General features: G+C 61.6%; 13 protein-coding genes and 6 tRNA genes. 4 read left to right on the top strand and 15 right to left on the bottom strand.

The annotated features are described in order from the left end of the window. Positions 1 to 705: 705 nt before the first annotated feature. The 12 genes from ABDW57_RS14430 to apbC all read right to left on the bottom strand — a co-directional run bounded on the left by ABDW57_RS14430 (position 706) and on the right by apbC (position 6,606). Positions 706 to 781 (bottom strand) — tRNA-Glu (locus ABDW57_RS14430). Between the two features lie 32 nt (positions 782 to 813). Continuing rightward, positions 814 to 889: transfer RNA gene (locus ABDW57_RS14425), tRNA-Ala, on the bottom strand. 44 nt (positions 890 to 933) lie between these two features. Further along, a tRNA-Glu gene (locus tag ABDW57_RS14420) sits at positions 934 to 1,009 on the bottom strand. 34 nt (positions 1,010 to 1,043) lie between these two features. Further along, positions 1,044 to 1,119 (bottom strand) — tRNA-Ala (locus tag ABDW57_RS14415). A gap of 42 nt (positions 1,120 to 1,161) precedes the next feature. Continuing rightward, a tRNA-Glu gene (locus ABDW57_RS14410) sits at positions 1,162 to 1,237 on the bottom strand. Between the two features lie 32 nt (positions 1,238 to 1,269). Next, a tRNA-Ala gene (locus ABDW57_RS14405) sits at positions 1,270 to 1,345 on the bottom strand. Between the two features lie 85 nt (positions 1,346 to 1,430). Next, positions 1,431 to 2,840 carry a glutamate--tRNA ligase gene (gene gltX, locus ABDW57_RS14400; RefSeq protein WP_343730866.1) on the bottom strand — a complete coding sequence of 470 codons (1,410 nt, stop codon included), beginning with the start codon at positions 2,838 to 2,840 and terminating at the stop codon, positions 1,431 to 1,433. Positions 2,841 to 2,870: 30 nt separating this feature from the next. Next, entirely contained in the window at positions 2,871 to 3,278 is a 408-nt protein-coding gene (locus tag ABDW57_RS14395; protein ID WP_343730865.1) for a VOC family protein, read from the bottom strand. 127 nt (positions 3,279 to 3,405) lie between these two features. Continuing rightward, a complete protein-coding gene (locus ABDW57_RS14390) occupies positions 3,406 to 4,521 on the bottom strand; it encodes an alanine racemase (protein ID WP_343730864.1) in 1,116 nt (371 codons plus the stop codon). Continuing rightward, positions 4,518 to 5,114 carry a helix-turn-helix domain-containing protein gene (locus tag ABDW57_RS14385; RefSeq protein ID WP_343730863.1) on the bottom strand — a complete coding sequence of 199 codons (597 nt, stop codon included), beginning with the start codon at positions 5,112 to 5,114 and terminating at the stop codon, positions 4,518 to 4,520. Before ABDW57_RS14385 ends, ABDW57_RS14390 begins: the two co-directional genes overlap by 4 nt. Further along, positions 5,114 to 5,503 carry a DUF4399 domain-containing protein gene (locus ABDW57_RS14380; RefSeq protein WP_343730862.1) on the bottom strand — a complete coding sequence of 130 codons (390 nt, stop codon included), beginning with the start codon at positions 5,501 to 5,503 and terminating at the stop codon, positions 5,114 to 5,116. Before ABDW57_RS14380 ends, ABDW57_RS14385 begins: the two co-directional genes overlap by 1 nt. Positions 5,504 to 5,517: 14 nt before the next feature. Beyond that, complete coding sequence (gene apbC, locus ABDW57_RS14375) at positions 5,518 to 6,606, bottom strand: iron-sulfur cluster carrier protein ApbC (protein WP_343730861.1); 1,089 nt, start codon at positions 6,604 to 6,606, stop codon at positions 5,518 to 5,520. Positions 6,607 to 6,672: 66 nt separating this feature from the next. Between apbC and metG the strand changes: the two genes are divergently transcribed. The 4 genes from metG (at position 6,673) to ABDW57_RS14355 (ending at position 10,239) form a co-directional block, all read left to right on the top strand. Next, positions 6,673 to 8,883 (top strand): methionine--tRNA ligase, encoded by a 2,211-nt coding sequence (metG, locus tag ABDW57_RS14370; protein ID WP_343730860.1) that lies wholly within the window; start codon positions 6,673 to 6,675, stop codon positions 8,881 to 8,883. Between the two features lie 10 nt (positions 8,884 to 8,893). After that, the gene (locus ABDW57_RS14365; protein ID WP_343730859.1) at positions 8,894 to 9,373 is read left to right on the top strand and encodes a GNAT family N-acetyltransferase; all 480 of its coding nucleotides are present in this window, start codon (positions 8,894 to 8,896) and stop codon (positions 9,371 to 9,373) included. 185 nt (positions 9,374 to 9,558) lie between these two features. Further along, the gene (locus ABDW57_RS14360; RefSeq protein ID WP_343730858.1) at positions 9,559 to 9,879 is read left to right on the top strand and encodes a hypothetical protein; all 321 of its coding nucleotides are present in this window, start codon (positions 9,559 to 9,561) and stop codon (positions 9,877 to 9,879) included. 21 nt (positions 9,880 to 9,900) lie between these two features. Then, complete coding sequence (locus tag ABDW57_RS14355) at positions 9,901 to 10,239, top strand: hypothetical protein (RefSeq protein WP_343730857.1); 339 nt, start codon at positions 9,901 to 9,903, stop codon at positions 10,237 to 10,239. A 9-nt stretch (positions 10,240 to 10,248) separates the two neighbouring features. Here ABDW57_RS14355 and ABDW57_RS14350 read toward each other — a convergent pair whose 3' ends face one another. The 3 genes from ABDW57_RS14350 to ABDW57_RS14340 are packed head-to-tail and all read right to left on the bottom strand — an operon-like array spanning position 10,249 to position 15,412. Further along, positions 10,249 to 10,704, bottom strand: coding sequence for a cache domain-containing protein (locus ABDW57_RS14350; RefSeq protein ID WP_343730856.1), 456 nt, complete (start codon positions 10,702 to 10,704; stop codon positions 10,249 to 10,251). 8 nt (positions 10,705 to 10,712) lie between these two features. Beyond that, the gene (locus tag ABDW57_RS14345; protein ID WP_343730855.1) at positions 10,713 to 11,777 is read right to left on the bottom strand and encodes a porin; all 1,065 of its coding nucleotides are present in this window, start codon (positions 11,775 to 11,777) and stop codon (positions 10,713 to 10,715) included. A gap of 20 nt (positions 11,778 to 11,797) precedes the next feature. Continuing rightward, positions 11,798 to 15,412 (bottom strand): hydantoinase B/oxoprolinase family protein, encoded by a 3,615-nt coding sequence (locus tag ABDW57_RS14340; protein ID WP_343730854.1) that lies wholly within the window; start codon positions 15,410 to 15,412, stop codon positions 11,798 to 11,800. Positions 15,413 to 15,438 lie beyond the last annotated feature (26 nt).

Raw genomic sequence — 15,438 nt, 5'->3', positions numbered from 1 at the left:
GCGTTGAGGCTGTCTTGATGGGCTGCTGGAGTGCTAATTTGATGCTTTCGGTTGTGCATATTGGGGACCTACCGCTGTACTCTAAATTAATCGGGTAGGTGTCTCAAGTTATATTGGCACGGAGGGGACGCGTGGAAAAATTCAGGCAGATGTCCTTGTTGGCGACGTTGACCGACGCCGACAGAAAGTGATGTATGCCATTCGCCACTTCTGGCGAGCCGATTTCATCACCGTTAGGCGTGACCGTAATCGTATTTGGGAGTTGGTTCTTAATACTCATTTTTAGCGTTGTGTATCATGGACTTCGTTTTCCTGACGGGCTGCTTCTGGCCGGTTGCTGGCGCCCAATGCAAGCGATCGGCGCTGCGCGATAGCGGAGGCTTATTCACAAGTATGGAACTTCATCATTTCTTATATCTCAGACCCATCCAAGGTGAAGTCCACCTTGACCGCCACCCAGAGGCTATTCGAAGACATGTCATATGCAAAGACCGCGGGTGCCAATAACGAAAACGCGAAAAACACCTTCAGAGCGCGAAGCATCTTCATCCAACTCTTTCGTGAAAAATGTCTTCAAGCCCTGTGATCATTTCCACAAGGATAGCATGTTGCCAAGGCGGAAAATGCGCAGATTGTTGCGCGGAGGGAGGCGCAGAAAACAAAAAAGCCGCTTCAGTGGCGGCTTGGTCATTTACTTTCGCTGTTTGGCGTCCCCACGGGGATTCGAACCCCGGTACTCACCGTGAAAGGGTGATGTCCTAGGCCTCTAGACGATGGGGACCAAGGAACTTCTCTGTTTGCATTCTACGCTATTGGTGGAGGTAAGCGGGATCGAACCGCTGACCTCTTGCATGCCATGCAAGCGCTCTCCCAGCTGAGCTATACCCCCCGGGCGTAAAACACATTACTGCTACCGACCAACGTTGGCATCGCTGGCGTCCCCACGGGGATTCGAACCCCGGTACTCACCGTGAAAGGGTGATGTCCTAGGCCTCTAGACGATGGGGACCTCGGCACTACCTTAACTACTCTCCCGTGCTTGTTGGTGGAGGTAAGCGGGATCGAACCGCTGACCTCTTGCATGCCATGCAAGCGCTCTCCCAGCTGAGCTATACCCCCTCAGGGCACAGAAGCCTTACTACTGACCAGCCTTGGCGAAGCTGGCGTCCCCACGGGGATTCGAACCCCGGTACTCACCGTGAAAGGGTGATGTCCTAGGCCTCTAGACGATGGGGACCTTGGAACTACCGTACTACACTCTCTGCAAACTGGTGGAGGTAAGCGGGATCGAACCGCTGACCTCTTGCATGCCATGCAAGCGCTCTCCCAGCTGAGCTATACCCCCGTTTGCGCGAGAGACAAGAGTATAGCAGAGGCGCCGTATTATGCAAATACCCTTTTGCAACTTTGCCCCTGCTTCAATGAAAAACTTAGAGGAACTTCGCCACACGCGCCACAACGGTGTCGCGGCCGAAGATTTCCAGCACGGCGTCGATGGCCGGCGTTTGCAGCTGACCGGTGACGAACAGACGCAGCGGCATGGCGATCTGCGGCATTTTCAGGCCATGCGCCGCCAGCACTTCCTTGATCATGGCGGCCAGCGCAGCCTTGTTCCACTCCACCGTTTTGCAACGCTCGGCAAAATCGGCCAGCGCCGGCTTGACGGCGTCGGTGACGTGCTGGGTCAGCAGCGCAGCATCCGGTTGCGGCTCGCGGAAGAACAACATGGCGGCATCGGCCAGTTCGTTGACGGTGTTGGTGCGCTCTTTCATCAGGCCCAGCACGACAGGCAGCGACGGCGCGCCATCGAACACGGCGCCGTTGGCCAACATGCGCGCTTTGGCCAGCTCGGCCAGGCGCTCGTTGTCAGCCTGCTTAATATAGTGGTTGTTCAGCCAGTTCAGTTTTTCGATGTTGAACTGGGCGGCCGAGTTGGACAGGTGGGTGCCGTCAAACCACTGGCATACCTGCTCCATCGAGAACACTTCATCGTCGCCGTGGCTCCAGCCCAGGCGCGCCAAATAGTTCAGGATGGCTTCCGGCAGATAGCCTTCGGCCGGGTATTGCATGACGTTGACCGCGTCCTTGCGCTTGGACATTTTGGCGCCGTCCGAACCCAGGATCATCGGCAGGTGGCCGTATTCCGGCAGCGGTGCGCCGATGGCGCGCAGGATGTTGATCTGGCGCGGGGTGTTGTTGACGTGGTCGTCACCGCGCAGGACGTGGCTGATTTCCATGTCCAGATCGTCGATGGCCACGCAGAAGTTGTAGGTCGGGGTGCCGTCCGGACGGGCGATCACCAGGTCGTCCAGTTCCTTATTGGCGATGGTGATGGTGCCTTTGACGAAATCGTTCCAAGTCACTTCTCCATCCAGCGGGTTCTTGAAGCGGACCACCGGCTTGCGGCCTTCCGGAATGGCCGGCAGCACTTTGCCCGGCTCTGGGCGCCAAGTGCCGTCGTAACGCGGCTTTTCGCCAGCGGCGGTGGCGCGGTCGCGCATGGCCTGCACTTCTTCCGGCGACGAGTAGCAGTGGTAGGCGGTGCCGGCTTCCAGCATCTGGGCCACCACCTCGCGGTAGCGGTCCATGCGCTTCATCTGGTAGAACGGGCCTTCATCGTGGTTCAGGCCCAGCCAGGCCATGCCCTCGATAATCGCTTGCACGGCTTCCGGGGTGGAGCGCTCCAGGTCGGTGTCTTCAATGCGCAGCACGAAGGTGCCGCCGAAGTGACGGGCGAAAGCCCACGAATACAGCGCCGTGCGGGCGCCGCCGAGGTGGAGGTAGCCGGTCGGGCTGGGTGCGAAACGGGTACGGACTGGCTTGGCTGGTGCGTTAGTCATCGAAGTAAAAATGCTGAGATATAAAAGCAGCTATTTTACCGCGTCGGCGCTGGCTTGGCGCTCAAAGCTGGCCCGGTAGCGTTCCGCGGCGTCGGCGCGGGTGTTCATTTCGAACAGCAGGCCGCCGGGCGCGGCGCAGAAGAAGCGCGATCCCCGTTCATGCTTGAACAGGCCAGTTTGCATGGTCACGCCCTGCGCCAGCAGATGCTGGTACAGCTCGCCGAGCTCATCGACCGAGGCCAGCTCAAAGCCGAGATGGAAGTTGTGCGGCCACACCACGGCGTGGTCTTTGGCCTCGATGACGATGTCGAAACCTGCACGCTTGAGGACGGCAGCGTCGGGGCCGATGTATTCCAGCGTGCAGCCCAGGTGCTGCACGAAGAAGTTGGCGGTGGCTTTGACGTCGCTGGATGGGAAGCTGATGTGATTGAATTTCATGGGTCTGACTCCTGTGATTGGAGTCATCAGAATAAGACCGGCCCGCGCTGCCCTCAACTCGCTTTCCGGCGGCGCAAAAACCTTTGGGATCAATGACTTGGCACCGCCTTGAACGGATTGCTCGCATTTACCAGCCGTTAAAGCGCGGCCAGACCTGCCAGTCACCGCCGTTTTGCGGGAGCACATGGTACTGGCCGTGCTGCGCGGCGGTGGCGCAGGCGTGATTGGGCAGGATGCGCAGGCTGCTGCCGACCGGGAAGCGTTGGCTGATATCGACGCCCGCGGCACCGGTCCATTGCAGCACGCCGTGCTCCTGGTTGGCTTTGCCGAAGCTGAGATCGGTGATGGGCTGGCCGTCGGCGTCGCAGACCTGGCCGTAGCCGTGGCTGTCATGGCCGAGGTCGCGGCTCATGGCCATCCAGCCGCCGTCCGTGATGACCCAGCCCTGGTCGGCCTGGTGGCCGATGACCGTGCACAGCACGCTGATGGCGATGTCGTCGGTGGTGCAGACGCCGACATCGGCCATCACCATGTCAAAGAACACGTAGACGCCGGCGCGCACTTCGGTCACGCCGTCCAGATGTTGGGCGCTCAGCGCGGTGGGCGTGGAGCCGACGCTGACCACTTCGCATGCATGGCCGCCATTGCGCAGCAGCGTGGCAGCGGCAACGCAGCGCGAGCGCTCCTGCTCGGCCATGGCCTGCAGCGCCTCGGGCGTGGTGCAATCGTAGGAGGCGCCGGCGTGCGTCATCACGCCTTTGAGGCGCGCGCCGCCCTGCAGCGCGGCGGCGATGCGCAGCAGCACCGGATCGTCCGGTTTGACGCCGGAGCGGTGGCCGTCGGTGTCGATCTCGATCATCACGTCGTAGCAGACGCCATGCTCGGTGCCGTGGCGGGCTACCTGTTCCGCCATCGTTACCGACTCCAGCAGCAGCGTAAGACGCAGGCCTTCACGTATCAGCCTAAGCGCGTGATCCAGCTTGTTCGGCACGATGCCGACCGCGTACAAAATGTCGTTGATGCCGGCGCGGAAGAACTCCTCCGCCTCCTTGAGCGTGGACACGGTAATGCCACGCGCCCCAGCCGCCACCTGCCGCCGCACCACCTCAAGACACTTGCTGGTCTTCACATGCGGCCGGAACGCCACGCCCAGCTGATCCATGCGTAACTGCATGCGCTCCAGATTGCGCTGCAAGCGCACCTCATCCAGCAACAGCGCCGGGGTTTCCAAAGTAGTGTTCATATAATCGTGTTGAGATAGCCGAAGGCGGCTGCATTGATGCGACGGGCCAAGTCGTCGGGGTCGCGCTCGCCGCGTTCGCCGGCGGCGTCGGTCATGCCGCGGATCAGGGCCAGCAGGTCGGCGGCGGCCAGTTGGCTGTCGCTACGGCCTGCTCGCTCAAGAATGGTGGTCATCAGCACGACGAAGCTGTGGCCTTTGTCCAGTGCGGCACGGATGTCGGGTCGGCCTTCCTCCTGATCCAGCAGGCGCGCCAGGTTGGGACGCTCCAGTTGCTGGCGGGCGGAGACTTCGATGAAGGTGCCTAGAGCTGCACGCCAGTCGGGCAATCCGGCGGCGGCGGTTGCGGCTTCGCGGTATTTGCCTTCCTCGCGCTGCAGCAGCGCCAGGGTCAGGGCATCCTTGCTGGGAAAGTATTGGTACAGCGTGCCGATGCTGGCGCCCGCGCGACGGGCCACGGCATTGGTGTTGAAGCTTTCCAGCCCGCCCTCCTCCAGCACCAGCGCCGCCGCTTCCAGTATCGCGTCCACCGTGTGGGCGGAGCGGCTCTGGCGCGGGGCTTTGCGGATGCTGAGGACGGCTGGCCGTGCTGGCATTACTTGACGGTGATCTTGATTTCCTTGTTCATGGCAGGGCCATACGCCTGGTGCAGGCCGTTGGCAAACTGCATGGTCAAGGTGTAGTTGCCCGGCGGCAGATTCAATTCGGTTTCGGTCTGGCCTTTGCCGAAGTGGATGTGCTTTTCATCGGCCGGGATCACTTCGCCGGCCTTGATCGGGGTGGCGTTCACCAGCAAATGATGGTGGCCGGTATTGGCCGTCATGTCGCCGGCCGGCTTGACTTCCATGCCGGTCACCGCGAACTTGACCTTGAACGGGCTGCTGACGGTCGCGCCGTTGGCCGGCTCGACAAAGGACACCGATTGCTGCGCGAACGCCGCAGCGCTCAGGGACATCAGAGTTGCAGCCAATACCGATTTCATCATGTTGATTCTCCTGTTTAGTCGTTTTTGACAACAATAGTAGGGAACTTGCTGGTCATATCCTTGGCCTTTTCGGCCACTTGCACCGCCACCTTGCGGGCGATTTGCTTGTAGATCGCCGCTTCCTTGCCGTCCGGATCGGCCACCACGGTCGGCTTGCCGGAATCGGCCTGCTCGCGGATCGCCATGGTCAGCGGCAGCGCGCCGAGGAAGTCGACGCCGAAGTCCTTGCACATCTTTTCGCCACCGCCATGGCCGAAGATTTCTTCCGCATGACCGCAGTTGGTGCAGATGTGCACGCTCATGTTCTCGACCACGCCGAGGATGGGGATGCCGACTTTCTCGAACATTTTCAGACCTTTGCGCGCGTCCAGCAGGGCGATGTCCTGCGGCGTGGTGACGATCACGGCGCCGGTGACCGGCACTTTTTGCGACAGGGTCAGCTGGATGTCGCCGGTGCCTGGCGGCATATCGACAATCAGGTAATCCAGGTCGCGCCAGTTGGTTTGCTCCAGCAGTTGCTGCAGGGCCTGGGTGACCATGGGGCCGCGCCAGACCATCGGCTCGTCTGGATCGATCAGGAAACCAATGGAAGATACCTGCACACCGTAGTTTTCCAGCGGCTCCATCGACTTGCCATCCTTGGTTTCCGGACGGCCGGACACGCCCAGCATCATCGGCTGCGACGGGCCGTAGATATCGGCATCCAGCAGGCCGACCGACGCGCCCTCGGCGGCCAATGCCAGCGCCAGGTTGACGGCGGTGGTCGATTTGCCCACGCCGCCCTTGCCCGAGGCCACGGCAATGATGTTTTTCACATTGACCATCGGCTTCAGGCCGCGCTGCACGGTGTGCGCAATGATCTTGCTGTGTACGCTGACGCTGATATTGCCGATGCCGGGCAGGGTTTTCAGGCCGGCTATCACGCTGCTGCGGATGCCATCGATCTGGCTGTTGGCCGGGTAACCCAGTTCGATGTCCAGCGACACATCGCTGCCATCGACCTTCAAATTCTTGACCGACTTGCCGCTCACGTAGTCTTTAGTTGTATTTGGATCAACAATTTTCGACAGGGCGGCCTTGACGTCTTCTACTGCGATGCTCATGTAACTCTCCGTTGATTAGACCTTCATTCTAGCGCAACATGCGCAATAGCCGCATCCGCTGTTAAAATGCTCTTTTTCCACCCACAAAGTGCAACAACCATGACTCGCAAGCTGTTCGTCACCACTGCCCTGCCCTACGCTAATGCCGCTTTCCATATTGGCCACATGATGGAGTACATCCAGGCCGACATCTGGGTCCGGTTCCAGCGAATGCAGCGCGACGGCGCGAATGGTCAATATACGCCGCGCGAAGTCCACTTTGTGGGCGCCGACGACACCCACGGCACGCCGATCATGATCGCCGCCGAGAAGGAAGGCATCACGCCGCAGGAATTCGTGGCCAAGATCGCCGCCGGCCGCGCCCAGTACCTGGACGGTTTCCATATCGCTTTTGACAACTGGTATTCGACCGATTCGCCGGAAAACGTCGAACTGTCGCAAGGCATCTACCGCAAGCTGCGCGATGCCGGCCTGATCCAGACCAAGACCGTGGACCGCTTCTTCGACCCGGTCAAGGGCATGTTCCTGGCCGACCGCAACATCAAGGGCGAGTGCCCGAAATGCGGCGCCAAGGACCAGTACGGCGACAACTGCGAGGTGTGCGGCGCCGCTTACCAGCCGACCGACCTGGTGAACCCGTTCTCGGTGTTCACCAACGCCACGCCGGTGCTGAAGCCGTCGGAACAGTATTTCTTCAAGCTGTCGGACAAGCGCTGCTACGAGTTCCTGCGCGACTGGCTGAACACCCCGGGCCGCCTCCAGCCGGAGATGGTCAACAAGGTGTCCGAGTGGCTGGGTGAAGCCGGTGAAAAGCTGGCCGACTGGGATATCTCGCGCGACGCGCCTTACTTCGGCATCCCGATTCCTGACGCGCCGGGCAAGTACTTCTACGTCTGGCTGGATGCGCCGGTCGGTTACCTGGCTTCGTTGAAGAATTACTTCGGCAAGAAAGGCATCGACTATGACGCCTTCCTGAAAGACCCGGGCACCGAGCAGATCCACTTCATCGGCAAGGACATCGTGTCTTTCCACCTGCTGTTCTGGCCGGCGATGCTGAAGTTTGCCGATCATCCGACCATCGAGCGCATGCGCGTGGCGGTGCACGGCCACCTGACCGTCAACAACGAGAAAATGTCCAAGTCGCGCGGCACCGGCATCTCGCCGCTGCGCTACCTGAACCTGGGCATGAATCCGGAATGGCTGCGCTACTACATCGCCTTCAAGCTGAATTCCAAGGTGGAAGACCTGGACTTCACCGGCGAAGACTTTGTGGCGCGCGTGAATTCGGACCTGATCGGCAAGTACGTCAACATCGCCTCACGCTGCGCCGGCTTCATCGCCAAGAAGTTCGATGGCAAGCTGGCCAGCAGCCTGTCCGACAACGCCCAGTCGTGGATCAAGCGCGCGCTGGTGACGGCCGATGGCGTGGAACGCCAGGCCAACATCGCCGCCAGCTTCGAGTCGCGCGAGTTCGGCAAGGCCCTGCGCGAAATCATGGAGATCGCCGACTTCGCCAACCAGTACGTGGATGAGAACAAGCCATGGATACTGGCCAAGGATGAAGCCAAAACCGCCGAGCTGCACGACGTCTGCACCACCGCGCTGATCCTGTTCCGCCAGCTGTCCATCCTGCTGTCGCCAGTGCTGCCGGGCGTGGCCGCCAACGTGGCCAAGTTCCTCAACGACGAGAAGTTCGACTGGGCGCAAACCGATGTCGCCAGCGGCGCGGTCGCCAACGCGATGCTGGGCCGTACCATCGGCGCTTACTCGCACCTGATGACCCGCGTTGATCCGAAGATGATCGAAGACCTGTTCGACGCGCCGCAAGCGGCCGCCGCGCAAGCTGCCGCGCCTGCCGCCAAGGCCGAGAAGCCAGCCAAAGCCAAGGCCGCGCCAGCGGTGGCCGTGACCGAAACCGGCATTGAAGTGATGGCGCCGGAAATCTCGGTGGATGACTTCTTCAAGGTCGACCTGCGTATCGCCAAAATCGTCAACTGCGAACACGTGGAAGGCTCGGACAAGCTGCTGCGCCTGACGCTGGACGCTGGCGAAGGCCGCCACCGCAACGTCTTCTCGGGCATCAAGTCGATGTATCAGCCGGAAGACCTGATCGGCAAACTGACTGTGCTGGTGGCCAATCTGGCGCCGCGCAAGATGAAGTTTGGCGTCTCGGAGGGCATGGTCATGGCCGCATCGGCCGTGGATGAGAAAGCCAATCCAGGCATCTACATCCTGAATCCATGGCCGGGCGCCGAGCCAGGCATGCGCATTCGTTAAGGAAGCCGGCATGAACCTTGTGGTCCGGGAAGCGACAAAGGATGATGCCAAACTGATTGCCGAGCTCACGCGTGCAGCGTGGGCCGGCAAGGTAAGCGTCACTTCCAGTGGCCATCGCGAAACCGCCGTCATCGTTGCAGAACACCTGCGCGATGGCGGCGGTTTTGTTTTGGAGGTCGACAATCAACCGATCGGCTCTGTGCGCTGGCTGCCGCTGGATTCGGAGCAAGATGTATGGGAAGTGTGCCGGATGGGTGTACTGCCGGCGTACCGGGGCAGCAATCTGTCGCAGCACTTGCTGGAGGCGGTGATCCATCACGGCCTGGCGGCCGGCGTGGAGGAAGTGCGCCTTGCCGTGCGCGCGGATCAACCCAAGCTGATCGACTTCTACGCCGCGTATGAATTCGAGCTGGCCGAGGAGCTGGAGTATTCGCACGCCAATCCGCTGGAACCCGCGCCACTGGTGATGCGCCGCTCACTGCGGCACTGACATCGGCACGGGAGATCGTCCTACGCCGGCCCACGCGCCCGCGTGAAAGAATGTTCGTCCCCCCATCGCAACACCAAGTCACCGGCAACAACACGACGCCTCCAGTCCGACCATAGCACGGGAAATGCTCCTACGCCGCGTTCGCCTGTTCGGTGGAACAATGACGGCTTCCAATGGAGGCAATCATGAAAACGACTTTGGCAATGTTGCTGCTGACCGGCTTCCTGGGTACAACGGCCGTTGCCCAGCAAACCAATCCTGATCCAGCAGTGAAGACCAGCGAAGGCAAAGCGGCCAAGGCCAAAAAGCCCGCGAACAAGGACTGCACCGGCATGCAAGGCGGCGTGGATGCCAGCGGCGGCGAGAGTGTCGAGCAGCACGCCAAGTCCGGCAAGACCACTGCCGCCAACAGCGCCAATTGCGGCAAACACAATGGCAAGGCCGCCGCACCGGAAGCCGCGCCGACCACGGCGCACCCAGAAACCAAGGACCCGGTCCTTCGATAACCCTTTTTACAGGAGACTGTCATGAATACCAAACTGATCGCATTTTTTGCCGCGGCTACCATGAGCATGGCCGCCATCGCGCAAACTCAAACTTCGGGCACCAGCAATACCGGCACGCCGACGCAGGGCCAGAGCAACGCCACCAGCGGCGAGCAAAACGCCACCGCCATGCAGAACAACAGCAACCGTCAGAACAACAAGATGGCGCAAAACGCCAAGGATCGCAAGGCCAGCAAGGACAGCAAGAACAAAACCGATTGCAACCAGGCCCACACCGACGGCAACTCAACCGCGCCAGCCCACGCCCCACGCGCTGGCTGCGAGGATGACAAGACCGGCGCTGGCAAAACCCAGCGTTAAGCGCTAGGGCTACTGGTAGATGCCGCAGCCGATGATCACGTCGTCGACACGTTCGACATACGTGCGCTTTGCATCAATGGTGCCGGTGCTCGGGTTAGGCCATTTGTAATCGACCCAGCCTTTGCCTTCCTTGCCCATGCCGACGGCAAGTATGTCCTTGATGAGGAACTTGCCGTCCGCATCTTTCATCTCCTTGACGTTTTTACCGACCAGCTTCTGGTTGGCGCCATTGGCGGTCTCGATGCCGTCGCCATTGGCGGAGAAGGTGAAGATGTATAAGTCCTTGTGGATGAACTGCCCCTTCGGATTATTAAACTCGGCGTACGCCTTCTCTTTGCCATTCTTTTTCAGGAATTCGCCGGCTTTTTTCACCATCGCCACCGCCTCGTCGGCCGTGCCCTTCTCCGCCGCGCCCGCGATACTCATCCACAGCATCAGCAGCACCATCACAATACGCTTGAACATGGCTCCTCCTAGAAGAGATGGCGAATGCCGAGGTTGACCGCGCGGTTGCCGGTGCCGCCCTCAATCGAGCTGCCGACCGTGTAGCCGGCGCCGTTCTTGTTGCGGATGTAGCCGTACACGCCGTACAAATCGGTGCGCTTAGACAGGTAGTAGCGATAGCCCGCCGCAAACTGCTCGGCATCCTGATTGAAACGGGTTTTATCGTTCTTGCGGATGTAGGAACCAAGCCAGGTGCCCAGGCCCGCAGGCACCGTCACGCCGAGCAGCAGCACATCGCTGTCGGTGGACGGTGTTGGCGCCACCGACGCGCCAAATGGATTGGCCAGATTACGCGGCAAGGCGCTGTTGACGCCCTTGTCCACGCCATATGCAAAGTGCGCTTTCGCTACGCCGAAGTCATACAGCGCGGTAAACACCGAGTTGCGCGCGCTGCTGACGTTCTTCACGGTCGCCGTCTCGTTATTACGATAGTGCGAAGACAAGCGCAGCGTCAACGGCCCGCTCGCATACGCCAGCGTACCGCCGAACTGGCGGCCGGCGCTGCCGTGGCCGGCTACTTCGCCGGCACCGTACACCACCTCGCCGCTGAAGCCATGCAGCAAGGGCGAGGCGTATTTGACGGCATTATCCATGCGGCTGGCGCTATTGCCGGTCGACGCCATCAGATTCTTGGTATCCCCCGCCGTGCCCGAGCCGAAAGGATCGATCGCCGCCACCGCCAGATACTGCGGCGTGTACTGCCGGCCGATGGTCACCGTGCCCGCGCTGCCCTGCAACCCCACGTAGGCCTGACGGCCGAACAGCAAGCCCCCCTGCCCCATGGCGCCGGTATCGCCCTGGAAGCCATTCTCCATCAGGAAAATGGCCGACATGCCGCCGCCCAGATCCTCCGTGCCCTTGAAACCGATGCGCGATCCGGACTCTACGCCGCTCGTCACCTTGGTGCTGGAGGCCGTGCCGCCGCTCTCACGCACCAGCGCCATATCAAAGATCCCATATACGGTTACATTGGATTGTGCCGCCGCCATCCCTGCTGCTGCGCTCAGTGCAAGCGCCATCATGCCTTTTTTCATTGTCATCTCCCTGTTTTTTTTCATTTAGCGCCAAAGCCGCCGCCGCCCGGCGTCTCAATCGCAAAGACATCCCCTGCCCGCATCTCGGCGGTATGCGTCGCACCGAACTCCTCGACCGAGCCATCGCCGCGCTCCACCCAGTTGCGCCCCAAAGCGCCTGACTGCGCGCCCTGCAAGCCAAACGGTGCGATGCGGCGGTGGCCGGCAAGGATATTGGCCGTCATCGCTTCCAGGAAGCGGATGCGGCGCAGCGCACCATCCCCACCGCGATGCGCACCGGCGCCGCCACTGCCACGGCGGATCGCATGCGTCTCCACCAACACCGGGAAACGCCACTCCAGCACCTCCGGATCAGTCATGCGCGAATTGGTCATGTGCGTTTGCACCGCAGCCGTGCCGTCAAAGCCCGGCCCCGCGCCCGAACCACCGGCGATGGTTTCGTAGTACTGGTGCTCGTCGTTCCCGAAGGTGAAGTTGTTCATCGTCCCCTGCGAGGCGGACATTACGCCCAGCGCACCGTACAAGGCATCGGTGACATACTGCGACACCTCCACATTCCCAGCGACCACCGCAGCCGGGTAGCGCGGATTGAGCATCGAGCCTTCCGGCACGATCAGGTGCAATGGCTTGAGCACACCTTCGTTCATCGGAATATCGCTGTCGATCAGCGTGCGGAATACGTACAATACGGCGGCCTTGCACACCGACAGCGGCGCGTTGAAGTTGGTCTGACGCTGTTCGCTGGTGCCGGTGAAGTCGACGATGGCGCTGCCGTTGGTGCGATCGATGGTTAGCCTGACCTGCAATAACGCGCCGTCATCCATTTCATAGGCGAAGCTGGCGTCGTGCAGCTTGCGGATGGCCTTGCGCACCGCCTGCTCGGCGTTATCCTGCACATGCTGCATGTAGGCCAGCACCACGTCCTCGCCATAAGTGGCGGCGGCTTTCAGCAACTCGTTGGCGCCCGTTTCGCATGCACCCAATTGCGCGATCAGGTCGGCGATATTCTGGTCGATATTGCGGCTCGGCCAGGGACCGGCGGCAAACAGCGCACGCACTTCCTTTTCCAGGAACACGCCCCGGTCAACGATCTTCACGTTATCCAGCAGGACGCCCTCCTCCAGGATGCTGGTGCTGTTCGGCGGCATGGAGCCCGGCGTAATGCCGCCGACGTCGCCGTGGTGGCCGCGCGCCGCGACGTAGAAGAGCGGCGCATCCGCATCCTTGCCGTAGACCGGACAAACTACCGTGATGTCGGGCAGATGGGTGCCGCCGTTGTATGGCACGTTGAGTACATACGCATCGCCGGGCGCCATGCTGGCCGCATGCTGGCGAATCACGCACTGCACGCTGTCGCTCATCGATCCCAGATGGACGGGAATATGCGGCGCGTTGGCGATCAGGTTGCCGTGGCGGTCGAACACCGCGCAGGAAAAGTCCAGCCGCTCTTTCATGTTGACCGAGTAGGCCGTGTTTTCCAGCGTCGTTCCCATCTGGCGGGCAATCGCCATGAACAGGTTGTTGAAGATCTCCAGATGTATCGGATGCACCGCGGTAGTCATCCTGTGCGCCGCGCCGGCTGCGACCACGCGCTCCAGCAGCAGCGTATGGTCGGGCAGTACGCGCGCGCTCCAGCCGGCGTCCACCACGGTGGTGGCGATGGCTTCACGGATCAGCGCCGGACCGGCGACGCGGCTGCCCACCGGCAGTTCAGCGCGCACGTACAGCGGAATCGGCACGGTGTCACCGTCTACATAGCTGTAGACCCGGCCATCCGTCACGCGTTCGCCACCAGCCGGCACCGAGATTTCAAAGTCAAGGCCGTCGCCAGCGCCGATGGCCTCTGCCGAGATGGACTCGATGACCAGCGGCTGGCCTTCCATCACGAAGCCGAAACGGCTGCGGTACAGCGTGGAGAAGGCTTCGGCCATGGCCACTTCGCTGCCCAGGGCGACCACGAAGGTGGAATCGCTGTCCTGGTATTTCAAGCGGGCGCACAGTTCCACGCTGATGTCGGCCTGGGCGACCTGCTGCGCCAATAGCTCATCGGCAGCCTGCTGCGCCAGTGCAGCCAGTTGCGGCTCCAGCGCGGTCAGGGTCGCTGCAGTCAGCGGCTGCTCGACGGCGGCTTCGCGCATGGCGCGGATGTCCGCCAGGCCCATGCCGAATGCCGACAGCACGCCAGCAAAGGGATGGATCGCGATCTTGCTCATACCCAGCACGTCGGCCACACGGCAGGCGTGCTGGCCACCCGCGCCGCCGAAGCAGCACATGGCATAACGGCTGACGTCATAACCGCGTTCCACCGAAATCGACTTGATCGCCTGCGCCATGTTGTCGACTGCGACCGCCAGGAAGCCATCCGCCACCGCCGACGGCGACAAACGCGTGCCGGTCTCGGCGTGGATCTGCTCCGCCAGCTTGCTGAAGCGGCGCACCACCACATCCCGGTCCAGCGGCTGATCGCCGTTGGGGCCAAACACGTGCGGGAAGTGCTCGGGCTGAATACGGCCCAGCATTACATTGCAGTCGGTGACCGTCAACGGCCCGCCCTTGCGGTAGCTCGCCGGCCCCGGGTTGGCGCCAGCCGACTCCGGGCCGACCTTGAAGCGGCCGTTCTCAAAGCTGCAGATCGAGCCGCCGCCCGCCGCCACGGTATGAATGTGCATCATCGGCGCGCGCACCCGCACGCCGGCGACCACCGTCTCGAATACGCGCTCGTAAGTGCCGTCATAATGGGCGACGTCGGTCGAGGTGCCGCCCATATCAAAGCCGATCACCTGCTTCAAACCTATCGCTTCGCAGCTTTTAACCGCGCCGACGATACCGCCGGCGGGGCCGGACAGGATCGCATCCTTGCCCTGGAAGCGGCTGGCGTCCGTCAGGCCGCCATTGGACTGCATGAACATCAGGCGTGTATCGCCGGTATCAGCCGAGACGCGCGATACATAGTCGCGCAGGACCGGCGACAGATAAGCGTCCACCACTGTCGTGTCGCCGCGACCGACGATTTTCATCAAAGGGCTGACCTGGTGGCTGACCGAAATCTGCGTGAAGCCCGCTTCCGCCGCCAGCACCTGCAGGCGCTGCTCGTGCTGAGGATAGCGGTAGGCGTGCATCAGCACAATCGCAATTGCATCGATACCGCGTTCGCGCAGCGTCTGGAACTGGCGGCGCAGCAGTGCTTCGTCAGGCGCCTGCAATACTTCGCCGCGCGCGCCGATGCGCTCGTCGATTTCAATCACCTCTTCGTAGATCAGGTCCGGCAGCGCGATGTGCATGGCAAAGATGTCCGGTCGGTCCTGATAACCGATGCGCAGCTGGTCGGCAAAACCGCGCGTGATGGCCAGCGCCGTGCGCGCGCCCTTGCGCTCCAGCAGCGCGTTGGTTGCCACCGTGGTGCCCATCTTGATGACTTCAATCTGCCCGGTTGGCAGCGGTTCGCCGGTTTTCAGTCCCAGCATCTCGCGCATACCTTGGGTAACCGCGTCGTCATACCGTTCCGGGCACTCGGACAGCAGCTTGTGCGTTACCAGCTTGCCGTCGGGGCGGCGCGCCACGATGTCGGTGAAAGTGCCGCCGCGGTCGACCCAGAATTGCCAGCGCAGTTGTTGAGCGGGGATGTCGTTTTTCATGATGATGCCTTTAAGTCTGTGTATAT

This window comes from Duganella sp., assembly GCF_039595735.1.
Lineage (GTDB): Bacteria > Pseudomonadota > Gammaproteobacteria > Burkholderiales > Burkholderiaceae_D > Rugamonas.
This window is presented reverse-complemented; position numbering and strand designations above follow the sequence as displayed.